The organism is Polaromonas sp., from assembly GCF_049790275.1.
Classification (GTDB): Bacteria; Pseudomonadota; Gammaproteobacteria; order Burkholderiales; family Burkholderiaceae_C; genus Polaromonas.
Map to the genome: position 1 here is coordinate 32,604 of NZ_JBAQYR010000051.1, position 22,063 is coordinate 54,666.

The window sequence follows — 22,063 nt, forward strand, 5'->3', positions numbered from 1 at the left end:
GCATGGCCATTCCCGCTCCCCCCGCACCTCCGTCATCCGGCACCCCGGCCCGTGAAGCTGGCAGCAGCGAAGGGATGGCGTCGGTCAAACCGGCCAAAGACCGGCCACTGCGCGATGAGGAAAATGTATTGGCGGACCCCGCCGACACCGGCCTGTCCCTGCCGCATGAACGCGACCAGTCCAGCGACATGACCGATGCCAAAGCCGACCCGCAGGTGGAACAGGCGAGCCGTGACCTGCGCCGCGGCCTGCAGGACACGGACAAAGGCAAGCCCATGAACGAAGCCTACAAGAAGCTCAAGCGCTGAAGCGGGGCATTCGTGCCGTGAATTGCTCCTTGTTTGATAGCTGTTTGCGCCCGTCCACAAAGGACTGGAGGCCAATTTGACCAACAATCACGGCATCGGCAAACGCAGCAGCAGCGTGGCGTCCCTGCAGCTCAAGGCGTGCGCGCCAGCCCCCCGGTGCCGCCCGGAGGCAGCCGCTCGGACATCCAGCGCAGCAGGTCCAGCCACATCTGGCGCATCTCGGCATTGAGCGGGGTGCGCATGGCGTTGGGCAGTTCGATGGTAACCACCGGCACACCTTTGTGCACCCCACCGTAATTACCCAGCGAACCCGGGAAGATGCCCACTTGGTCGAGGTAAAGCCGGCCCAGTTTGGAGGGCGGAACCGAAGGGCCGTCAAAATCCAGCACACCATAGGGCGCATGGATGCTGACGATCAGGTGCGGCTTGAAGCGCTGCATTTCTTCGTGCAGGAAACGCGACTCCGGCTCCGACAGCGGCTTGGGTCCCGGCCAGCGGCGCGGGTCTTTGCCGGTGCGCTTTTCCCAGTACACCTTGGCATCCCGCTCCCAGAAGGGCGTGGGGAAATTGCGGTTCAGGTCCACCCCGTTGGCATTGACGCGGCGCGGCGGCGTGGCCAGCAGCCCGTCGGGATTGAGCGCCGGGATAAAACGCCAGTGAATCGCCTGCGACCAGGGCGCTGTTGTTTCCCTGGCCAACCCTATCCAGTGCAGGGCCACCGAGGCTGACGACAGCTCGTCGCCATGGATGGCACCCAGCACCAGGACACGCTGGCGCGCCTCGTCCGGCTTGACGTCGCGCATCCACAAGGTCTGGCCCTGGACCGAGCGGGCCGCCGTGGCCTGCAACTGCGCTGCTTCGCACAGGCTCCGCTTGAGGTTCGGAAGTTTTCGAACAAAATCATCGCAAGGCCCTGCTGCCTGTGCGCTGTGAGCTATCAAAACAGAAGCAAAAAGAACGGCGATGGAACAAGGCAAACGCATGGGCCGATTTTACGCGCCACACCGGCCGGGCGCGTCTGCAAATGCCGGTTCAGGTAAATTACATCCATGACGCCCTCCAAGCCTTTGCGCCAGGCCAGCCGCCCGGATTTTTCACCGAACGAGTTCCGCGCAGCACTTGGCATGTTTGCCACCGGCGTCACGATCGTCACCGCGCGCACAACCGATGGAGAACTGGTCGGGCTGACGGCCAACTCCTTCAACTCGGTCTCGCTGGCGCCACCCCTGGTGCTCTGGAGCCTGGCGCAGGCGGCGGGCTCCATGCCGGCGCTGAGCACCGGCTCCCATTACGCCATCAACATCCTGGCGGCCGACCAGAAAGAGCTGGCCGAACGTTTTGCGGCGAAACGCGAAGGCCGGTGGACGGGTGTCGCCTGGACCGAGGGCATCAGCGGCTCGCCCCTGCTGACCGGGGCGGCTGCCACCTTCGAGTGTTTCAACCGCAGCCGCTACGAAGAAGGCGACCACGTGATTTTTGTCGGCGAAGTCGAGCGCTGCGCCCACCGCAAAGGCGCTGCGCCGCTGCTGTTTCACGGCGGCAGGTTTTACACCGAGCATCCGCTGTAGGCGAAGCCACGGCCCCAGAGACATGACCACACGCAAGACCCATCTCGACACCCTGTCCATTTCGCTGTTGCTCGCCTGCTGCCTGTTCTGGGGCTTCCAGCAGGTACTGGTCAAGGCCACGCTGGCGGAGGTGCCTCCGGTGTTCCAGGCTTCCCTCCGTTTTGCCGGCGCCACACTGCTGCTGTGGATGTGGTGCGCCTGGCGCGGCGTCAAGCTTTTTTCCACCGACGGCACGCTGGGTGCCGGCCTGCTGGCCGGGGGGCTGTTTGCCGTCGAATTCGCCTGCCTGTATGTGGGCCTGCAGTACACCAGCGCCTCGCGGTTGACGGTGTTTCTCTACACCTCGCCGTTCTGGGTGGCGGTGCTGCTGCCGCTGTGGGTTGCCTCCGAAAAACTGCGCAGCGTGCAGTGGGCTGGCCTGGCCTGCGCCTTCGCAGCCGTGGTGTTTGCCCTGCGCGAAGGTTTCAGCCCCGGTGCGGCTTCCACCTGGTCGGGGGACCTGCTTGCGCTTGCCGCCGGCATGTTCTGGGGCCTCACGACGGTGGTGATACGCGCGTCCTCACTGGCCCGGGTGTCGGCTGAAAAGCTGCTGTTTTACCAGGTGGCGGTGAGCACGGTCGCGCTGCCCTTCCTGTCACTGGCACTCGGTGAACAATGGGTCTGGGCCTTCAGCCCCTTTGCCATCACCTCGCTGCTTCTGCAGACAGTGGTGGGCGCCTTTGCCAGCTACCTGGCCTGGATGTGGATGCTGGGCCGCTACCCCGCAACCAAAATTTCTGTATTCGTGTTTCTCACACCCTTGTTTGCGCTGCTGTTCGGCGCGCTGTGGCTCAAGGAGGCCGTCACGCCCAGCCTGCTGGCTGCGCTGGTTCTGGTAGCTGTGGGCATTGTGCTGGTGAACCGCAAACCTGCGGCCTGAAGCGCCACCGCTTTACTGTGAGGCAGTGATACCACCGTCGAGGTAAAGAACCTGACCGGTCACAAAAGATGCTGCAGGCGCCGCAAAAAAGACTGCAGCACCAGCGACGTCCTGCGGGTCGGCAATGCGCCCCAGAGGAATGCGCTCCAGAACCTGGCGATGGGTGTCCGGATTTTCCAGCCAATGGCGCGCCATCTCGGTATGCACCACCGTCGGAGCGATGCCATTGACCGTGATGCCGTGTGGTGCCAGTTCACTGGCGTGCTGACGGATCAGCATGACCAGGCCACCCTTGCTGCTGGTGTAGGCCGAATAGCCACGCCCGCGCAAACCCAGCTGTGCCCGCACCGACAAAAGGTGAACCTGTGCCCCACCACGCCCACCCGCTATCTGTTGTTTTGCAACGGCCTGCGCCAGAAACATCGCTGCCTTCAGGTTGACCTGCAGCACTTCGTCAAACGCTTCCTCCGTGACCTCAAGCAGCGCTTGCTCGCGCTGCATGCCCACGCAATTGACCAGAATGTCGAGCTGGCCAAAATGCCGCGCCACTGCATCCACCGATTCCTGCATATGCGCCACTGAATGAGCGTCCATTGCCAGTCCGGTGGCATCGTGCCCTGCCGCGCACAGGGCAGACGCCACATCCCGCGCTTTGCCCTCGTTCCGTCCGGAAACAGCAACCTTGGCGCCCGCCATCGCCATGGCCCAGGCGACGGCTTCGCCGATGCCTCCGTACCCGCCGGGCACATACGCAACCTTGCCGCTCAAGTCGAACAAGCCCTTCAGGGCCGAAGTGAAATCAATGCGAGGTGTGAGGCTCATGAATGACCGGATTGTGTAGGCAAATTCTTTCCGCAACGAAAGGGCTTTCCCCGCCTCAGTCCATCAGCAGGCCACCGTTGAGGTCGATGATTTCTCCGGTAATGAAGCCTGCCAGGGGCGAAGCCAGGAAACGCACCACATGTGCAAACTCCTCGGGCTCACAAAACCGCCCCACCGGAATGTCCCTGAGCAGCTTCTGCCGCTGCTCTTCGTTGAGTTGCTCCGTGATCATGGGCGTCTTCACATAGGCCGGCGCAATCGCATTGGCCGTGACGCCGGACGACGCCAGTTCACGCGCCAGGGAGAAGGTCAGTGCACTCATTGCACCCTTGGACACCGAGTAAGCCGTACCGGCTGTGAGCCCACCGGTTTTTGCAGCGAGCGAGCTGGTGTTGATGATGCGTCCGAAGCCGCGGCTCTTCATGGCCGGCACGACCTGCTGCGAGAGGTAAAAAGCGCCGTCGAGGTTGGCGCCCAGCACGCGCCGCCATTCCGCGGGGGTGGTCGCTTCCACCTTGTTGTTTGAAAGAATGCCGGCGTTGTTGACCAGAATGTCGACGGGGCCCAGCGCCTGCACGATCTGCGCATGGCCGTCCCGCACCGCGTCCACATCGCTGATGTCAAAGCAAAAGGGCAAGGCGTTCGCACCGAATTCTGCCGCCAGCGCACGGTTTCGTTCTTCGCTGAAATCAACCATGGCCACTTTGCAGCCATCTTCCAGCAACACCCGCGTGGCGGCGGCGCCCATGGTGCCTGCAGCGCCGGTCACCAGTGCGACTTTTCCCCGCAATGGTTTACGTTGATCAAACATCAAGAACACTCTTCTTTCCGAACAGGCCGCGCGAACGAAAAGTCACCACGGCAATAAACAGAAGGTACATGGACATCAGGGACCATTCGGAAGCATAAGAGCCGGTCAGCCCCACCACCATGCCGACCATGAGCCCCGCAATCACCGCACCCCACAGCGAGCCCACGCCGCCCAGAACAATGATCAGGAACGCCGGCACCACGGCATCGACGCCGACATGGGGCCGGATTCCCCAGATGGGCGCCATGACAACCCCCGCAATTGCCGCCAGCGCCACGCCGAGGCCGAAGACGAACAGCCGCAGACGTGAAAGGTTGATGCCCAACGCCCGCACCATCTCGCTGTCATGCGCTCCGGCCTTGATGATCGCGCCGTAAGGCGTTTTTTGCAGGAACAGCCACAGCATCACAATCATCAGGACAGCAAATCCGCTGGCAAAAAAACGGTACTTTGAATACACCAGATCGCCCAGAAGCACGGCCCCGGAAATCGCCTGGGGCAGTTGCAGCTGTTTCTCCGAGGAACCCCACACAATGCGTATGGCTTCCTCGATCACGAGAGCAGCACCAAAGGTCAGCAGCAAACCGTAGAGAGGGTCACGCCCATAGGTGCGGCGCATGCACAGTTCCAGCAGCATGCCAAAAAGTCCCACGAAGACCGGGGCCAGAACCAAGGCAAGCAGATACCGTGTTTCGATCGGAAAAGCCATGTACCAGGCCTGCACCCCGGGGAACATGCCCAGTTGCGGGGCCACCAGGAACAACGCGAAATACATGCCCAGGGCAAACAAGGAACCATGCGCCAGATTGATGACTTCCATCACACCAACAATCAACATGAAGCCCAAAGCAATGAGCGCAAACAGCAGGCCAAGCGACACGCCATTGACGAGGTGCGGAATCAGCTGAAACAGGACGTCCATAAGGTCTTTGTTAACGGCAGCATGGCAGCTTCGTCCGGTGCTCGGCGCTCGCCACCTGGCGCGGCAACCGGTGGGCAAGACCCGCCTTGTCAGTGATGATCATGGCGAGAGACCTAGACTTCGTAGCTCGGCGTGGCCTCGTAACTCTCAAGCTTGCAGGCGCCCAGGGAGTCCTTGTCCTGCACATCTTTCGGATCGGCCTGCGTCAGGATCTTGAAGATGTCGTCCTTTTCCACCGGCGCGTCGTTGAAGGTCGCCATGTAGATGGTTTGCTGGCACTGGTGCGTGACCGGGTCCATCCAGGCGTCGTAATGCTGCAGGCGATCGACCGCTGTCATCTTGCGGCCTTCCAGCTTTTTGATGACGGCGATGTTGTTGGTGGTGCCGGCCTCTTCCACGCAACGCAGCAGCTCCCGCGTGGCCATGTAGCCGTTGTGATAAACATTGCCAGGCACGCGGATGGCCATGCCAGGGAACTGCTTCTGGTAGGCGGCGACAAACTCCTTCACGCCAGGGAGATTCAGTCGCCAGTACCATGTGGTGCCAAAGACGCCGAAGATTGCGTCCGGCCCCAGGCCATACACGTCTGGCCAGTCCTGCTGGTTATTGATCCAGGCCATGGACTGGTTCATCTTGAGCTGCACCACCTGCTGGCGCAACGCCTTGATGTCGTCACCGCCCACAGCTGTCGCCACCACGTTGGGTTTGAGCTGCTGCAGTTTGAGCAGATAGGCGGAGAAGTCACGGGTGTTTTGCGGCACCAGGAGTTCTTCAACAATCCGCCCGCCGTTGGCTTCGACAATCGCCCGCGTGGCCTTGGAGGTGGTGTGGCCCCAGACATAGTCATTGGTCAGCAAGACCCAGTTACGGCCACTGGCCTTGATGGCATTTTTGACCGTCGCGTTAGAGAAGTTTGTTCCGTTGCCGTCCCAGACAAACTTGGTCCGGTGGCAATCCTTGCCCGCCTCGGTCGGGGAACTTGAATTGGTGTTGAGAAAAATGGTGCCGTATTTCTGTGCGATTTGGGAAATGGCATTGGACACGCCGGAGTGCACCGCACCGATCAGAAAAGCGGCCTCATTGCGGGTGATCATCCGTTCGGCAACACGCGAGCCCGTCGCCGGCGTGGTCTCCGTGTCAATGTGAATGGCCTCGATGCGCCGGCCCAGCACGCCACCCTTGTCGTTGAATTCCTTGATGGCCATCATCGCACCCAGGCGCTCCTCGGTTCCGGAAGCCGCATACTGGCCCGAAGCATCCATGGTCAAACCGATGGTCAGCGGTTTTTTCTGGGCGGTTTGCGCCCAGGCATGGTTGTGCTTCCAGGGGCCCATGAACGGTGCCGCGCCGTACAGACCAGCGCCGACCAGCGCCAAGCTGGACTTCTTCAGAAGGTTGCGGCGTGACGCTGATGCGGCGTCGTGTGCCGGTTCGGGGGTAGTGTTTTTTCTGATGTCGCTCATGGTTGTCTCCTGCAGTGGTTGGATTACCGATTAACGGGGAACGATCTTGACGTCGTTGAGTTTTTCCTGGGCTTCAAAAAGGGAGGCGATCAGCTTGCCGCCAAAGCCGGCGTTGCTGGCCTGGATCAGGCTTTGGTGTGCGGCTTCGCCCATGAAGCTGGTCACGGGCAGCATTTCCGCCAGATGGGTGTAATAACGCAGGTCTTTCTGCGCATTGGCGATGCCGAACTTGAAGCCGGTCACGTCGCCCTCCTTGAGAGTTTTGGTGGCCATCATCTGGAAGATGCCGCAATTCACACCACCGGCAGAAATCACGTCATACAGCCGGTTCAGGTCCAGCCCGCTTTTGGCCGCAACGGCGAAAGCTTCGGCAATCGACGCCGCAAAACTCATGGCCATCATGTTGTTGACGAGTTTGAGTACATGTCCATGACCGGGCGGACCCACATGGAAGGTGTTTTCGCAGAAGGCTTTCAGCACCGGCTCGACGAGCCGGAAGTCTGCCGGGTCTGCGCCCACCATGGTATTGAGCCGGCCTTCTTCCGCCTCCTTGGGCGTGCGTGCCAGCGGCGCATCCACCAGCTTGATGCCCTTGGCAGCCAGGTCATTGCGGATGCGGGCGCTCGATGCGGGCTCGGCGGTGGAGGTATCCACGACGATCAGCCCCTTGTGTCCGCACTCCAGCAGGCCGTCTTTTCCGTAAACAATTTCCTCCACTTGCGGTGAGCCGGTCACGCAGATGAACACAATGTCCGAGGCCTGTGCGCAGGCTGCATTGGTCGCCGCTTCCTGCGCGCCTGCGGCGATCAAGTCAGCCAGGTTGTCGCGGTTGCGGTTGACCTTGAAGGTCAGGGCAAAACCCTTCGCCAACAGGTTTTTGGCCATGCCATGACCCATCATGCCGATACCGATGAATCCGATTTTTTGTGTCATGTGTATGTCTCCTTGTTGGTTGATCAACTCACGGCCTCGGCGGCGCCGGCTCGCGCTTCGTCCCACAGCCGGATGAGCCTGGCGTACCGCTGCGCGATGTCTTCAATCACCTGCGCGTCATCCATGCGGCCCTCAAACCATCCGGATGCTGCCTCGGAAAAGATGGACCGCCCGACGGCAAAACCGCGGCAAATGGCATGTGGCGCTGCAATGCGAAAGCTCTGTTCCAGCCGGTCTTCACTGGCCTCAAGACCAAGCAGCAACACGCCGCGGCAATGCGGATCGTTCTGCTCGATCACGGCAACAATGGCCTCCCATTCCTGTGCCGATTCGGCGGGAGGAAGCTTCCACCAGTCGGGGGAAATACCGGCGCGATAGATTTGCTCAAGCGCCTGCGCCAGGGTGCTGCTGTCTCTCGGCATTTCCTTCGGAGGAATCACCTCCACCAGAAATTCGTGGAAGGTATCCGTGCTGGCACGCTGCAATTCCATCAACCGTACCAATTGCTGCTCGCGCAATGAAAGCGGATCTTGCGGGTGGTAACTCACCAGGCACTTGGCCACGTGTTCACCCGGCCAGGACCGCATGGCCTGCGACAGGTGAGGACCTGCCTCGAACTGCAAGGGCCGCGAGCCAGGCAATTCAACGGGTCGCGCAACCCACCAGCCTTTGCCTGTCATGGCGGGCAACACTTCGTCCCCAAATCGGTCATCCACAATGATGCCAACACCTGCCCGCCCACGGGCGCCCCGCCTCGCACCCTCCGCAATCAGCGATTTGAAAAGACGGATCCGCTCATGGTTCGCGTTGTGCCGTGCGGCCAGCTCTTCGAGTTGCACGCGATGATCAAACGCAAGGATGACCAGCTCGGCCCAGCGTCGCGTGCGAGTGGTGACCCGATGCAGGTGCTCAAGCCGCGCATCTTCCCTGAGCCGCCGGGTGCTTGATCCGTGGAGCAGGAAAAACTGCAGCTCTTCCCAGCTGGGCATGGCGGGGGCACAGCCATGGCGCGAGACCACCAGCGCACCACAGGCATTGGCGTAAGCACAACATTGCGTCAAAGGTTCGCTGCGGATCCAGCCTCGCAGAAAGCCGGACATGAAGGCATCTCCCGCACCCAGGACGTTGTAGACCTCCACAGGAAAGCCCGGGCCCTTGAGGCCCTTTTCCAGTTCATCCGGAATCGGCCCCTCGAACACCACACAACCCATGGGTCCGCGCTTGACCACAAGCGTGGCTGTAGTGAGCGCCCTCAAGCAGCGCAATGCGGCCAGCGTATCCGTGCTGCCTCCGGCGATGTGGATTTCCTCTTCGGTGCCGACCACCAGGTCACATTGGCCAATCACCGTTTGCAGATGGGCGCTGACTTCGCCTGAAGGCACAAAGCGCTGCTCCCCCATGCCGGGGCTTGTCAGGCCCCACAGCACAGGCCGATAGTCGATGTCCAGCACCACGCGGGTACCCGCCTGCCGGGCCAGCGAGATGGCCTTGCGGCAGGCGTCGCAGGTGGTCGGCTGCGACAGATGCGTCCCGGAAAGGAGCAAGGCCGAGCTCGAGGCGATGAAGGCTGCGTCGAAGTCGTCCTGGCTGACGGCCATGTCGGCGCAGTTATCGCGGTAGAAAACCAGCGGAAAAGTCTGCTGGTCCTGGATACCGAGGAAAACCAGCGCCGTGAGCCGCCTGGGATCGGTCTTGACGTGGCTGACATCCACACCCTCTGCGCTCAGGGTTTCACGTACAAAGCGCCCATTGTGTTCATCTCCCACACGAGTCAGCATGGCCGGCCTGAGCCCCAGGCGCGCCATCCCGACTGCCGTGTTGGCGGGCGAACCACCCAGGTACTTGGTGAAGCTCAGCATGTCTTCCAGGCGGCCGCCAATCTGCTCGCCATAAAGGTCGACGGCCGCACGGCCCATGCATATCACGTCAACAGGGTGTGTCATACGGTCCCCTTGCGCCTGGCAGGTTTGGCGACTGTTTTGCTCGCCCCCTGCTCTGCGAGGTGGTGGCCGGTGCTGACGACAAGTGCCTGCGCAAGGCACAGCGGAGCGACCAGGGAGCGAAACGGTTTGGACGAATCGTCGGCCAGCTCAAAACAAACCCTGGCGGGGGCCTTGAGAGGCGACACCGGACCGTCGGTGATGGCAATCACGATTGCCCCGAGTTTTTCGGCGGCAACAGCCGCATCGATCACTTCCGGAGAATAGTTGCGGAAGCTTGCGACGATCAGGACGTCGCCGGGCGCAATCGAACGAAGGCTTTCGCGCAGCATGCCGCCAGTGCCGTCCAGCAGATGGGTGCGCAGTTCCAGCTGGCTCAATGCGTACGCGAGATAACCCGCGACCGGAAACGCGCGCCGCTGGGCCAGCACATGGATTCGCGGCGCGGCGGACATGAGTTTCACCGCCGCCTTTAAGTCGGCCTGCTGAATTTTTTCCTCAAGATGGCTGAGCTCTGCCACCGATTCGCCGACCAGCTCATGCAATACGCCAGCAGGTGCGCCGCTGCCCTTGACCTGCTTGCGCCGCATCTGGGCAATACGCTCGCGATAGCTGTCCGAGCGCTCCAGCAGATGGCCGCGAAACACCTGCTGCATTTCGGAGAACCCGCCGTAACCCAATGCATTGGCAAACCGGATCATGGCCGAAGGCTGCACCTGCGTGGCCTCCGCCACCGTGGCCACGGTGCCCAGAGCCAGTTCATTGGGTTGCTCCATGGCAAAACGCGCAATACGCTGCAGCTGCTTGGACATGTCCGGATAAGCCCTGGCCATCAGCGCCTTGAGGTCGTCGTAGGTAGTCACAGGGTCCATGGGTAACCGCTGCTTCGAAAAAATACGCCGGCCGTCGACTGACGCCCCGCGCAGAAATAGAATGAATATTCTTGCATGTCTAAATATTAGAATGTATATTCTGTTTTGTCCACGCTTTTTTTGGTCCGTAAATTCAATCGAGACAGAACGCTCATGCAACTTGCCTCTGGCCGCGCGCCCCTGTTTCCCGTGCCAATGTTGATTACCCTGGTGGTGCTGCTATCCACACCCCTGTGGGTGGCGCGCGTCGGCCTTTACCAATACCTGGCCCTGGAAATCATGATCTGGGTGCTTTTCGCCCTGGGTTACAACCTGCTGCTGGGTTTCACCGGTTTGCCGTCGTTCGGCCATGGCGCTTTCTTCGGCGTCGGCGCCTACGCCTTTGGCCTGCTGCAACTGCGCGTCTGGCCGAATCTGTGGTTTGACCTGGCTGGTGCGGTTCTGATAACTGCAACCCTGGGCGCCGCCGTTGCGGCATTCATTTCGCATCGGCGCGGCATTTACTATGCCTTGCTGACCATTGCCTTCGGGCAGGTGTTCTGGTTTGTCGCCAACAAGTGGCATACCGTGACCGGAGGCGAGGACGGCCTGCTCAACATCAAGCGTTTGCCGGCCGATTTTGGTTTTGTCTCTTTTGACCTGGCCAGCAACAACGCGCTGTTCTTTTTCTGCCTGGCCCTTTTTGCAGCTGTGCTGGTCGGGCTTTGGCGGCTGATTCACTCACCCTTGGGCCGCATCCTGAGCGCCATCAAACAGAATGAAACCCGCGCAGCGTTTGTGGGTTACAACGTCTGGCTCTACAAATGGCTGGCCTTCACGGTTTCCACGGCGGTGGCGGGGCTGGCCGGCGCACTGTTTGCCATGGCGCAGCAATCGGCCTACCCGAATGTCATGAGTCTGCATACCTCCGGCTTTGTGGTCATGATGGTGCTGATAGGCGGGGGCCTGGTGAGCTTCTGGGGCCCGGTCATTGGCGCCACGTTTTTTATCCTTGCGCGTGACCTGCTGGGCGCCTACACAGAGACCTGGCTGCTCTGGTACGGACTGATCTTCATGGCCATGGTGCTGTTCAAGCCGGAGGGAGTCGCGGGAGTCTGGCAGGCCTGGAGAGGCAGGCCGCGCAAAGCTCCCGTTGCAACCGCAACACGCGCGGGAGATGTGCTGTGAAGCTGTTTGAAGCCCATGGCCTCTCCAAACGCTTCGGCGCACAGATGGTGTTGCAGGACATCACCCTCGGGTTCGAGGAAGGCCAGCTGACCGGCATCATGGGCCCCAACGGCGCAGGCAAAACGACCTGCTTCAATGTTTTGACGGGGCGTTACAAGCCTGACCGTGGCCGCGTGACTTTTGCCGGCGAGGACATCACCGGCCTGTCGCCGCGGGAAATTGCCCACAAGGGAATATCCCGCTCCTTTCAGATCATGAACCTGTTTGACAGCTATACCGCGCTGGACAACGTGCTGGTGGCCATGCCGCATGTGCGCAAGCAGGGATTCAACGCCTGGCGCGATCTCGGAGCGGACATCACTGCCCAGCAGATGGCCGCGGCGGTGCTGGAGCGGGTAGGGCTCAAGGGAAAGGAACGCGTGATGGCCAGCAGTCTGTCGTACGGCCAGCGCCGCGCGCTGGAAATCGGCGTTGCGCTGGCCGCCGAGCCACGCATGCTGTTTCTCGATGAGCCTACCGCGGGATTGGGCGCTGAAGGCACCGCGCGCTTGATGGACCTGGTGAGGGAGCTCAAGCGGCAGCTGACGATTGTGATCATTGAGCACGACATGAACTTCCTATTCAGCCTCGCAGACCGGATTTCGGTGATTCACTGGGGGCAGGTCATCATGCAGGGCACACCCGCCGAGCTGCGGCAGAACGAATGGGTCCAGCGCTCCAACCTGGGAACATTGGCATGAACGCTGTCCTGAAACCTGTAGCGGCTCCCGCCAACACGCTGGTCATTGATCACATCGACACCTTTTACGGTGAAACACAGGTCCTGTTTGATGTATCCCTGCGTGTCGGCACCGGTGAGGTGGTGGCGCTGTTGGGCCCCAACGGCGCCGGCAAGACCACCGCGCTGCGTTCCATCCTGGGCTTGACCGCGCCGCGCAAAGGTTGCATTTCATTCGATGGTCGCGACATCACACGCATGCCCACCCACGAGATAGCGAAAGCAGGCCTGGGCTGGGTTCCCGATGACAGGCGGATTTTCTCCACCCTCACGGTGGCGCGCAACCTGGCTATTGCCCGCAAGGCCACCCGCTTTCGCAAATGGAGCGAGAAGGAGTGCTTTGAAATTTTCAGCGCCATGGAATACCTGATGGACCGGGAGTGCGAAAACCTTTCCGGCGGGGAAATGCAGATGGTGGCCATCTCCCGCGCACTGCTGGGTTCGCCCGGCCTGGTGTTGTTTGACGAGCCCAGCCAGGGCCTGGCGCCCAAGGTGGTTCAGGACGTGATGAAGACCATCACCCGGCTGAAGTCCGAAGGCATCGCCGTACTGGTGGTCGAGCAAAACGTGCAAAGCGCACTGGCAGTGGCAGACCGTACTTACGTGATGAACCAGGGCCAGATCGTTCATGAAGGCCCCGCGGCGGAGCTGCGTAACAACGCCGCCTTGCGCCGGCGACTTCTTGGAGTCTAGTCAGCATGAACCCCCCTCTTTTACGCGTTGAAAACCTTGCCAAGCAGTACCAACGCGGCCTGATCCGGAAAACAACCACCTTCTCACTGAACGCCAACTTTGAGGTTGACAAGCCGTGCGTCATCGGCGTCATGGGACCCAACGGCTCCGGCAAGACCACGCTGTTTGAAATGATCACAGGAAGCAACCTTCCGAGTTCTGGACGCGTGCTGGTCAATGGCCAGGATATCCACCAGGTGCGAACTAGGGAGCGCGACCGGCTGGCAGTGCACTATCACCAGTCCTACCAGGTGCGGTCTTTCCAGAAAAGCAAACCCGACTTCATGCTGAACCACGCTGCGGGCAACTCGCCACTGGTGCATTTGTTTGACGAACCGCAGTTCAATACACAAGACGGCTACATCGGCTTCATGCTCGATTTCTTTGCACGGCTCAAAAGCAACGGGCGCCTCGTCTTCCTGTGCCTTCACCCCAATGAGCCGTACCACATCGATATCCTGCGCAAGAGTTGTGAACGATTCATCTTTGTACAAAAAGGAGTTGTCACGCAGGCCGCCGACTTCGCCGGCCTGACGGCCGATCCGCGCGTGCGCGCCTACCTCGGTGCGCTGGCTCCGGCCCTTGAACCGCCACATTCCAATTCATCGCTGCAGTTTCAGCCAGCCTGACCTTCGGCGTGATCACCGGCTCGCCAATTGCGCCTGGGCGTGATCGGCACTCTCGCTTGTCTTTTCTGTGGGTAGTCCGGCGCTGCCTGTTTTCTCACCCGGCTTTGGCGCGCTGTCGGGCCATGGCCACATACCAGTCAAGGCAAGCCGGGTTGGCCATGGCATCTTTGTTGACCACCTTGTCGATGGGCTGACCCAGCAACAGTTTCTTGATCGGCAACTCCTGTTTTTTACCGGACAGCGTTCGCGGAATTTCGGGCACCTGAAAGATTTCATCGGGCACAAAACGCGGTGACAGGGCCTGCTTGACGGCATTGTTGAGCCGGGCCTTCATGGCATCGTCTAGCGCCACCCCTTCGCGCAGCACCACAAAAAGCGGCATGTAACTTTCGCGGCCGAGGTACTCCAGGTCCACCACCATGGAGTCCATGACCTCGGGCAGGGCCTCGACCGCGCTGTACAGCTCGCTGGTTCCCATGCGCAGGCCCTGCCGGTTGATGGTGGCATCGGAGCGGCCGTAAATGATGCAACCGCCATCCGGCGTGACCTTCAGCCAGTCGCCATGTCGCCAGACGTTGGGATACATGTCGAAATAGCTGGAGATATAGCGGACATTGCCGGAGTCACCCCAGAAGAAAAGCGGCATGGACGGAAGCGGCCGCGTGCACACCAGCTCACCCACTTCGCCGATGACAGGCCGGCCTTCTTCGTCCCACGCTTCGACGGCGCAACCCAGCAGGCGGCACTGCATCTGACCCGGCACCTGGGGCAACTCGCGGTTGCCGCCAATAAATCCTCCAGCGAAGTCGGTGCCCCCCGAAATGTTGCACCACCAGATGTCAGAGGTACCGATCTTTTCAAACTGCTCCGTGCCCCAGATCTGCACCTCGGGTGAAAGCGGAGATCCCGTGGTGCCCAACGCGCGCACCTTTGAAAGATCCCCGCAGGCCGCCAGATTCACGCCGGCCTTCATGCAGTTGGCAAAGAACGCCGCACCTGCGCCGAAGAAGGTCACGCCCAGTTGCGCAGCGAAGCGCCACAGGGTCATCCAATCGGGCTTGTCCTTGCTGCCGCCCGGGTTGCCGTCGAAGATGCAGCAGGTCGTGCCGTTGAGCAGGCCGCTCATCTGCGCGTTCCACATGACCCAGCCGGTCGAGCTGTACCAGTGATAGCGTTCGCCCCAGGAGTTGGCGTCGTAACTGCAGCCCACGTCGTTGTGCAGGGTCTTGAGCGCCAACGCCACGATGACGGTACCGCCGTGCCCGTGCACGATGGGCTTGGGCAGGCCGGTGGTGCCGCTGGAATAGACAATCCACAACGGATGGTCAAACGGCAGCCACACCGGTTCGAACGCCTGGGTTTGCGCATCATTTCGGGCTATAGCCCTTTCCAGTCGGGCGCAACCAGCTATTGATTTCGTAGCATCCAGGTTGCCATGAACTATCACGTGCTGCACGCTGGGCAGGGCAGCACGCAGCTCCTCCAGCACAGCGGTGCGGTCGAAGTCGCGCCCGCCGTAACTCACGCCGTCACAGGCGATCAGCACCTTGGGTTCAATCTGTCTGAAGCGGTCCAGCACGGCGTTGGTCCCCATGTCGGGCGCGCAGATGCTCCAGACGCCGCCTATGCTGACCACCGCCAGAAAGGCGACCATCGCCTCGGGAATATTGGGCAGGTAGGCGGCCACACGGTCACCGGGCTGCACCCCTTGCGCCTGCAGGTGCAGGGCCAGCGAAGCGACCTGGCGGCGCAGCTCCGGCCAGCTTAGCTCCTTCGGCGGCTCACCGCCGGCCAGGCTTTTTTCGTTGTGGCTGATGACTGCTGGGAAGCCCGCGGCGTGCGCCTTGTCCACATGGCGGAAGACCTGCCGCGCATAGTTGAACTGCGCACCCGGAAACCAGCGCGCGCCCGGCATCCGGTTCTCCGCCAGCACGGCGCTGTGCGGCGTTGGTGACTGCAGTTCAAAGTAATCCCAGATGCTTTGCCAGAATGCGTCGAGGTCGTTGACCGACCATTGCCGCAAGGCCTCGTAACTGTCAAAGGACAGGCCGCGCGTCTTTCGCAGCCAATTCTGGTACAGGCGTATTTGGGGAAGGTAGGGCGCGCTCATGGGAGGAAAGCTTAGCAGCTCGCTTCCGTCTGGGTTTCACGCTCGCCCTCGCACCGCCCCCGCCACGCATACGCGTGGCGAGGGCCACGGTACCTACTTAGTTAGGTCCGCCCTTTATCTGGGCTTCTGCTTCGGCCATCGGAACCATGCCGTTTTTGCCCTGCATCCTGTTCCACATGGCGGAGTGATACCGGTTCCATTCCTTCTTGGAAACCATGCCGTCGCCATTCATGTCCATGGAACCTGTCGCAGCGGCGCCGGTTTTTGCGCCTACCTTCATGTCCGCTTTTGCTGCAGCCTTGCCACCCGATGCAGACGGATTGATTTTTTCCGACGCCGCAGCACCACCCGTGCCTGCAACGGGATCGGGAGCGGACAAGGTCGAGCCAACCGCTTTCCTGGTCTCGACTTTTGTTTCGGCCTTGGCGGCCGGCATACCCCCGGCGGTATTGGGATTGCTCTGCGCTGAGGGGGTGGTCACCACGCCCGCGGGCGCCTGGGCAAATGCGGCGCTGCAGGCCAAGGCGGCCAGTGTCAGGACAAGTGATTGCTTTTTCATGGGTGTCTCCAAGTTATCAGAGCGGCTTGCTCCCAACCATCTTGGCCGTGCAGAACATCCCGGCTTGTAGGATGAGCACGACGCCCCCCGTCAGCACGGGTCCGCGCTGCACGGAAGAATCCGGGACGGTGCCCGCTTTCCATGCCTCCGGCGTAGCGCCCACAACCACCGGCGCAAATGTCAGGGTTTGTACGAATGTCTAATTAATTTGTACGTTCGTACAATTTGTACACTCACCTCGAATCAACGCAAGGCGACACCTCATGATCAACCGTCGACACTTCATGCACGCCACTGGCGGCGCGGCCGTCCTGGCAGGCTCGGGACTGCCGCTCACGGGCCATGCCCAATCCTCGCTGGAACTGGCCCGTATCATTTCCGGCTTTCCGCCCGGCGGCACGGTGGATGTGCTGGCCCGTCGCGTGGCCGACAAGCTGCGCGGCAACTACGCCACCAACATGGTGGTGGAAAACAAGCCGGGGGCGGCCGGCCAGATTGGTGTCATCACGGTCAAGGACAGCAACACTGATGGCAGCGCGATGCTGCTGACGCCTTCGTCCATGTTGTCGATCTACCCCTACACCTACCCCAAGCTGCAATACAGGCTTGAAGACCTCGCACCGGTATCGGTGGGCGCCTACATCAACCACGGGCTGGCCATTGGCCCGGGCGTGCCTTCATCGGTCAAGACCCTCAAGGAATTCCTGACCTGGGCCAAAACCAATGACAGCGGCGCCAATTTCGGCAGCCCGGGCGCCGGTTCGATGCCCCACATGATCGGTGTCCTGCTCGGCAAGTTCACCGGCGTGGACCTGCGGCACATCCCCTACCGCGGTACGGTGCCGGGCGTGCAGGACTTGCTGGGCGGCCAGATTTCCTCATTCTGCGGCCCGATCGGGGACTACATCCCGCATGTGAAAACCGGCAAGCTGCGCGTGCTGATGATCTCCGGGAAAGCCCGTTCGCCTTTCCTGCCCGAGGTCCCCAGCCTGCGCGAACTGGGCTACCCGCTGACCGTGCGCGAATGGTATGGCTTCTTCCTGCCGGGCAAGGCGAAGCCAGAAGTGGTGCGGCGCGCATCAGCGTATCTGCAAGCGGCGCTGGGTCAGGCGGACCTGATCGAGTACGGCAAGCAGTTTGGCCTGGAAATCCAGTCGTCTTCCGCACCCGCCTTGGCCGAATTGCTGCAGGCTGATGCCACTGAATGGCGCCGCCTGATCAAGCAGGTCGGCTTCACGGCCGAGTCCTGAATCCGGTTCCATGCATCTTTGTACATTTCTTGTTGACGATCGCCAGGAGCTCTGCGCGTTGGTCGATGGCACTCTGCGCAACACAATCACCCAAGGATGAGCCTCCGCATGAGCATTGCTACCCGCCCTCCAGCCAAGCCTCGCGCCGCCGCCCCGGTCCGGCCCGACCGCCGGCAGAACATCCTGCTCGCCGCCGAGAAACTGTTTGCCAAGTACGGCTACCACGCGGTGTCGATTCGCCACATCGCCGACGAGGCGCAGGTGCCACTTGCCCTGGTGGGCTACTACTTCGGCGCCAAGCACGAGCTCTACCATGCGATTTTCGAGCACTGGCGCACAACCATCGACGAGCGCCTGGCCTCGCTGACGCTGGCCATGGCCGACGAAAGCGGCGACCGCCTGACCCGTATCGTCGAAGCCTTCATCGCACCGGTCATCCGTCTGCGGGCAAGTGCCGAAGGCGAGTACTACGCGCTGCTCATGACGCGTGGCCTGGCGCTGCAAAGCGAAGAAGAAGACGCGATCATCCGGGAATTTTTTGACCCGATGGCCAAGGCCTTCATCGAGGCCTTTCACACCACGCTGGCGGCCGAGTTTCCCGGCACCACGCAAGCCCAGGTCGCCTGGTGCTACCAGTTCTCGCTGGGTGCGCTGCTGCACCACATCGGCGACCAGCGCGTGCATCGCCTGTCACAAGGCGAAAACCAGCCGAACGACCCGGCGATCATGCCGCAGCTTGTCGCCTTTATTGCCCACGGCATGCGCGGTGCGATGCTGCAATCCCATCCATCCGTTCCTGCCAGGAAGAAGCCATGACCCGCAGATTTGTTGATCTTTCGATCTACCTGGAAAACGACGTGTTGTCGGACCCGCCGGCTTTCGCGCCCAAGATCGAATACTTCACCCATGAAAACACCTTCGAGCAGATAGCACCATTTTTCCCTGGCCTTCAACGCGAAGACCTGCCCGACGGCGAAGGCTGGGCGGTGGAGCTGGTGAACCTGTCCACCCACAACGGCACCCACCTGGATGCGCCCTATCACTTTCACAGCACCATGAACAAGGCGCTGGGCAAGCAGGAACGCTCCATCGCGATTCATGAAGTGCCGCTTGAGTGGTGCTTCCAGCCCGGCGTGAAGCTGGACTTCCGGCATTTTCCCGACGGTTATGTGGTGCAGGCCCACGACGTGGAAGCCGAGCTCAAGCGCATAGGCCACACCATCAAGCCGCTGGAGATCGTGGCGGTGAACACCCGCGCGGGCTCACGCTACGGCCACCCCGACTATGTATCGGCTGGTTGCGGTATGGGTTATGAGGCGACGATGTATCTGCTCGAGCGCGGCGTGCGCCTGACCGGCACGGACGCCTGGAGCTGGGACGCGCCTTTTGTGCACACCGCCAAAAAGTACGGCGAAACGCACGACCCGTCCCTCATCTGGGAAGGTCACAAGGCCGGGCGCGACATCGGCTACTGTCATATCGAAAAGATGCACAACCTGGAGTCCTTGCCTGCCGACGGTTTTTTCATCAGCTGCTTCCCTCACAAGATCCGCGGTGCTTCAGCCGGCTGGACGCGCGCGGTTGCGATCTTCGACGACGCACTGATGGCCAGTGCCTGAAAACCCGGCTCAGCAAATCCTTCAAGTCAAATTGGCACTTGGCCCTTATGGAACGGGCGCAAGTTGCTATTAAATTCATAGTGGACTCATGGACACCCTCAACCACACCCACGCGCCCGGCGCCCGCAGCTGGCTGGCGTCTGCCAACACGGCTGGCGCTGACTTTCCGATACAGAACCTGCCTTTCTCGGTGTTCCGCCGCGCCGGCAGCCAGGAGGCCTTCCGCGGAGGCGTGGCCATCGGCGACCAGGTGGTCGACCTTGCGGCGCTAAGCCGGGCTGGCTTGCTCAAGGGCTCTGCTGCAAGCGCTGCACAGGCCTGCAGCGGGCCAGCACTGAACGAATTTTTTGCGCTCGGTCCGGCCGCCTGGCAGGCCCTGCGCTACGGCCTGTTCGCGCTGCTCGAAAGTACGGCATCCCAGACAACTTCAGAAGCCGTGCGCAATTGTCTGGTGCCGCAACGCGACGTGGAATACACCGTGCCCGCGCGTATCGGCGACTACACCGACTTCTACACCTCCATCCACCACGCGCTGAATGTCGGCAAGCTGTTCCGGCCGGAAGATCCCATCACACCCAACTTCCGCTGGATTCCCACGGCCTACCATGGCCGCGCTTCCAGCATACGCATCAGCGGCCAGGTCTACCGGCGCCCGATGGGCCAGAGCATGGCACCAGGCGCCACGGCCCCGGCCTATGGCCCCTGTGCCCGGCTGGATTACGAGCTTGAGCTGGGCATGTTCATCGGCCCCGGCAATGCGCAAGGCGAACAGATCCGCATGGACGACGCCGAGGCGCACATCTTCGGTATCTGCCTGCTCAACGACTGGTCCGCCCGCGACATCCAGTTCTGGGAAATGGCGCCGCTGGGACCCTTCCTCGGCAAAAATTTTGCGACCACCATTTCTCCGTGGATCGTGACGCTGGAGGCGCTGGCACCGTATCGGCAAGCCTGGGACCGACCTGCGGATGAGCCGCAACCGCTGGCCTACCTGGAATCTGCCGCCAACCGCGCAAGCGGCGCGCTGGACATCCAGCTCGAAGTCTGGCTGGAGACGGCCGCGCTGCGCGACCACGTCCTGGCTGCGGAACGCCTGAGCCGCACCAGTTTCAGGCACCAGTACTGGACCGTCGCGCAGATGGTGGCGCAGCACACGGTAGGTGGCTGCAATCTGCAGCCTGGCGACCTGCTGGGCAGCGGCACCATCTCCGGCCCGACGGAAACCGAGGCGGGCGCCATCATCGAGCTCACCCGCGGCGGCCGCGAACCGCTGACGCTTTCGAACGGCGAGAAGCGCGCCTTTCTTGAAGATGGCGACGCCGTGATCTTTCGCGGCTGGTGCGAAGAACCCGGCCATGCACGCATCGGCTTTGGCGAAAACCGGGGGCTGGTATTGCCCGCCATCGGCCGCTGAAACACGCCCCCATCCTGGGCAGCGCGGATTCGCCGGTCACTGTTGGGGGTTTGCACGTTTCCGCACAAGTGTGCTAATATTGTTTTATGCATGCCATGGACGCCAAGACCCAGAAAAGCGAAATGACCCGTGCGGCGATAGTCGGCGCGGCGCTGGACCTCGCCTCGGCCGAGGGGCTTGAAGCCATTACCCTGCAGGCTGTCGCCGACAGGCTGGGTTTGTCCAAGAGCGGGGTGTTTTCGCGCATCGGTTCACGCGAGGCGCTGCAAAAAGCCGTGATCGGGGAATTCGGCCGGCGCTTCATTGCGGAAGTATTTGTGCCCGCCATGCAAAAGCCCAAGGGCCTGCCACGGCTGGACGACATCGTGCAACGCTGGATTGTGCGCATGCGTGATGTGGAAGTTCATACCGGCTGCATCTACACCGCAGGGGCATTCGAGCTGGACGACCGTGAAGGCGAGCTGCGCGAAACCCTGCTGCAGGAAGTGACACGCTGGCGCGCCGCACTGCGGCGCACGGTGCAGCAGGCCATTGAGGCCGGGCACCTGAAGGCCGACACCGACCCGGAACAGCTGGTCGGCGAGATCAGCGCCATTTCCATCGGGCTCTTGCATGACGCCCGGTTTTTACGTGATACACGCGCCGCCGAGCGGGCTCAGTCCAGCTGGCAGCGCCTGATGAAAAGTTACCAGGCTTGAGTTGTTGTGCCCCACAAGGGCTTTTTTGTTGGTCCATATTTCGCACGACCGTGCGGAGAAAGGAAATACCATGTTGTTCCTCTTTGTCGCCATCGCCGTGTTTGCCGGTGTTCATGCGGTCCGCGCCGTCCTTGCCTCGCTGCGTTCCCTGCCGCGCAGCAATGAAGACTGGATCTGGTACTGATCCGCCAAACCAGGAGTTCCTTTCATGACCCGCACTTCCCTTGAAGCGACCGCGGCGTACTACAGCGCCAGCCCCACCACCAAACTGTTTCGCTGGGGCTTGGGCGCCTCGCAGCGGCTGTGGCCGGCGCTGGCGGTTCGCGCGGCTTACCGCCTGTTTGGCACCCCCCTGCCACCCAAATGGCTGAGCCGCCGCAGGCCCTGGGGGCCGGACTGGCGCATCAGCCGCTGGGCCTTTGAAAATGCCAGCCTGACGCTGTACACGCGGCCGGTGGCACCCCACGGGCCGGTCGTGCTGCTGGCCCACGGCTGGGGAGGCCACGCCGGCCAGATGCTGGCGCTGGCCGACACCCTGCAGGCGCAGGG

At 61.7% G+C, this 22,063-nt stretch carries 22 protein-coding genes and 1 pseudogene; 13 read left to right on the plus strand and 10 right to left on the minus strand.

Annotation, left to right across the window (positions count from 1 at the left end; genetic code table 11):
- Nucleotides 1-2 precede the first annotated feature (2 nt).
- Nucleotides 3-308 (plus strand): hypothetical protein, encoded by a 306-nt coding sequence (locus WA904_RS06620; RefSeq protein ID WP_425196337.1) that lies wholly within the window; start codon nucleotides 3-5, stop codon nucleotides 306-308.
- A 131-nt stretch (nucleotides 309-439) separates the two neighbouring features.
- Here the strand turns inward: WA904_RS06620 and WA904_RS06625 are convergent, their stop codons facing one another.
- Nucleotides 440-1,291 carry a M14 family murein peptide amidase A gene (locus WA904_RS06625; RefSeq protein ID WP_425196338.1) on the minus strand — a complete coding sequence of 284 codons (852 nt, stop codon included), beginning with the start codon at nucleotides 1,289-1,291 and terminating at the stop codon, nucleotides 440-442.
- Nucleotides 1,292-1,357: 66 nt separating this feature from the next.
- Here WA904_RS06625 and WA904_RS06630 point away from each other — a divergent pair, with 66 nt between their 5' ends.
- Both WA904_RS06630 and WA904_RS06635 read left to right on the plus strand, forming a co-directional pair.
- The gene (locus WA904_RS06630; RefSeq protein WP_425196339.1) at nucleotides 1,358-1,876 is read left to right on the plus strand and encodes a flavin reductase family protein; all 519 of its coding nucleotides are present in this window, start codon (nucleotides 1,358-1,360) and stop codon (nucleotides 1,874-1,876) included.
- Between the two features lie 22 nt (nucleotides 1,877-1,898).
- A complete protein-coding gene (locus tag WA904_RS06635) occupies nucleotides 1,899-2,795 on the plus strand; it encodes a DMT family transporter (RefSeq protein WP_425196340.1) in 897 nt (298 codons plus the stop codon).
- Nucleotides 2,796-2,807: 12 nt separating this feature from the next.
- Here the strand turns inward: WA904_RS06635 and WA904_RS06640 are convergent, their stop codons facing one another.
- The 7 genes from WA904_RS06640 to WA904_RS06670 all read right to left on the minus strand — a co-directional run bounded on the left by WA904_RS06640 (nucleotide 2,808) and on the right by WA904_RS06670 (nucleotide 10,558).
- A complete protein-coding gene (locus WA904_RS06640; RefSeq protein WP_425196341.1) occupies nucleotides 2,808-3,617 on the minus strand; it encodes an SDR family NAD(P)-dependent oxidoreductase in 810 nt (269 codons plus the stop codon).
- Between the two features lie 55 nt (nucleotides 3,618-3,672).
- Nucleotides 3,673-4,428: an SDR family NAD(P)-dependent oxidoreductase gene (locus WA904_RS06645; RefSeq protein ID WP_425196342.1), complete on the minus strand. Its 756-nt coding sequence runs from the start codon at nucleotides 4,426-4,428 to the stop codon at nucleotides 3,673-3,675.
- Nucleotides 4,421-5,350, minus strand: coding sequence for a branched-chain amino acid ABC transporter permease (locus tag WA904_RS06650; RefSeq protein WP_425196343.1), 930 nt, complete (start codon nucleotides 5,348-5,350; stop codon nucleotides 4,421-4,423). Before WA904_RS06650 ends, WA904_RS06645 begins: the two co-directional genes overlap by 8 nt.
- A 113-nt stretch (nucleotides 5,351-5,463) precedes the next feature.
- A complete protein-coding gene (locus tag WA904_RS06655; RefSeq protein ID WP_425196344.1) occupies nucleotides 5,464-6,813 on the minus strand; it encodes an ABC transporter substrate-binding protein in 1,350 nt (449 codons plus the stop codon).
- A 30-nt stretch (nucleotides 6,814-6,843) separates the two neighbouring features.
- On the minus strand, nucleotides 6,844-7,812 hold the full coding sequence (locus WA904_RS06660; RefSeq protein ID WP_425196345.1) for an NAD(P)-dependent oxidoreductase: 969 nt from the start codon (nucleotides 7,810-7,812) through the stop codon (nucleotides 6,844-6,846).
- Entirely contained in the window at nucleotides 7,770-9,689 is a 1,920-nt protein-coding gene (locus WA904_RS06665) for a bifunctional 5-dehydro-2-deoxygluconokinase/5-dehydro-2-deoxyphosphogluconate aldolase (RefSeq protein WP_425196346.1), read from the minus strand. Before WA904_RS06665 ends, WA904_RS06660 begins: the two co-directional genes overlap by 43 nt.
- Nucleotides 9,686-10,558 carry a MurR/RpiR family transcriptional regulator gene (locus tag WA904_RS06670; RefSeq protein WP_425196347.1) on the minus strand — a complete coding sequence of 291 codons (873 nt, stop codon included), beginning with the start codon at nucleotides 10,556-10,558 and terminating at the stop codon, nucleotides 9,686-9,688. Before WA904_RS06670 ends, WA904_RS06665 begins: the two co-directional genes overlap by 4 nt.
- 153 nt (nucleotides 10,559-10,711) lie before the next feature.
- Between WA904_RS06670 and WA904_RS06675 the strand changes: the two genes are divergently transcribed.
- Genes WA904_RS06675 through WA904_RS06690 form a run of 4 tightly spaced genes read left to right on the plus strand, consistent with a single transcriptional unit; the run spans nucleotide 10,712 to nucleotide 13,864 of the window.
- Complete coding sequence (locus WA904_RS06675) at nucleotides 10,712-11,725, plus strand: branched-chain amino acid ABC transporter permease (protein WP_425196348.1); 1,014 nt, start codon at nucleotides 10,712-10,714, stop codon at nucleotides 11,723-11,725.
- Entirely contained in the window at nucleotides 11,722-12,465 is a 744-nt protein-coding gene (locus WA904_RS06680) for an ABC transporter ATP-binding protein (RefSeq protein ID WP_425196349.1), read from the plus strand. The genes WA904_RS06675 and WA904_RS06680 overlap by 4 nt, the downstream gene beginning before the upstream one ends.
- Nucleotides 12,462-13,196, plus strand: a complete 735-nt coding sequence (locus WA904_RS06685; protein WP_425196350.1) for an ABC transporter ATP-binding protein — start codon at nucleotides 12,462-12,464, stop codon at nucleotides 13,194-13,196. Before WA904_RS06680 ends, WA904_RS06685 begins: the two co-directional genes overlap by 4 nt.
- A gap of 5 nt (nucleotides 13,197-13,201) precedes the next feature.
- Complete coding sequence (locus WA904_RS06690; protein ID WP_425196351.1) at nucleotides 13,202-13,864, plus strand: ATP-binding cassette domain-containing protein; 663 nt, start codon at nucleotides 13,202-13,204, stop codon at nucleotides 13,862-13,864.
- A 94-nt stretch (nucleotides 13,865-13,958) separates the two neighbouring features.
- On the opposite strand, the gene WA904_RS06695 is transcribed toward WA904_RS06690, so the two are convergent.
- Nucleotides 13,959-15,992: an acetoacetate--CoA ligase gene (locus WA904_RS06695; protein WP_425196359.1), complete on the minus strand. Its 2,034-nt coding sequence runs from the start codon at nucleotides 15,990-15,992 to the stop codon at nucleotides 13,959-13,961.
- A gap of 79 nt (nucleotides 15,993-16,071) precedes the next feature.
- On the minus strand, nucleotides 16,072-16,545 hold the full coding sequence (locus tag WA904_RS06700) for a hypothetical protein (RefSeq protein ID WP_425196352.1): 474 nt from the start codon (nucleotides 16,543-16,545) through the stop codon (nucleotides 16,072-16,074).
- Between the two features lie 251 nt (nucleotides 16,546-16,796).
- Between WA904_RS06700 and WA904_RS06705 the strand changes: the two genes are divergently transcribed.
- The 6 genes and pseudogenes from WA904_RS06705 to WA904_RS06730 form a co-directional block, all read left to right on the plus strand.
- The gene (locus WA904_RS06705) at nucleotides 16,797-17,783 is read left to right on the plus strand and encodes a tripartite tricarboxylate transporter substrate-binding protein (RefSeq protein ID WP_425196353.1); all 987 of its coding nucleotides are present in this window, start codon (nucleotides 16,797-16,799) and stop codon (nucleotides 17,781-17,783) included.
- A 108-nt stretch (nucleotides 17,784-17,891) separates the two neighbouring features.
- Nucleotides 17,892-18,599, plus strand: coding sequence for a TetR/AcrR family transcriptional regulator (locus WA904_RS06710; protein ID WP_425196354.1), 708 nt, complete (start codon nucleotides 17,892-17,894; stop codon nucleotides 18,597-18,599).
- Complete coding sequence (locus tag WA904_RS06715) at nucleotides 18,596-19,402, plus strand: cyclase family protein (protein ID WP_425196355.1); 807 nt, start codon at nucleotides 18,596-18,598, stop codon at nucleotides 19,400-19,402. Before WA904_RS06710 ends, WA904_RS06715 begins: the two co-directional genes overlap by 4 nt.
- A gap of 88 nt (nucleotides 19,403-19,490) precedes the next feature.
- On the plus strand, nucleotides 19,491-20,816 hold the full coding sequence (fahA, locus tag WA904_RS06720) for a fumarylacetoacetase (RefSeq protein WP_425196356.1): 1,326 nt from the start codon (nucleotides 19,491-19,493) through the stop codon (nucleotides 20,814-20,816).
- A gap of 95 nt (nucleotides 20,817-20,911) precedes the next feature.
- Nucleotides 20,912-21,514 (plus strand): TetR/AcrR family transcriptional regulator, encoded by a 603-nt coding sequence (locus WA904_RS06725; RefSeq protein ID WP_425196357.1) that lies wholly within the window; start codon nucleotides 20,912-20,914, stop codon nucleotides 21,512-21,514.
- Between the two features lie 208 nt (nucleotides 21,515-21,722).
- Nucleotides 21,723-22,063: pseudogene (locus tag WA904_RS06730) on the plus strand (alpha/beta hydrolase); the annotation flags it as partial.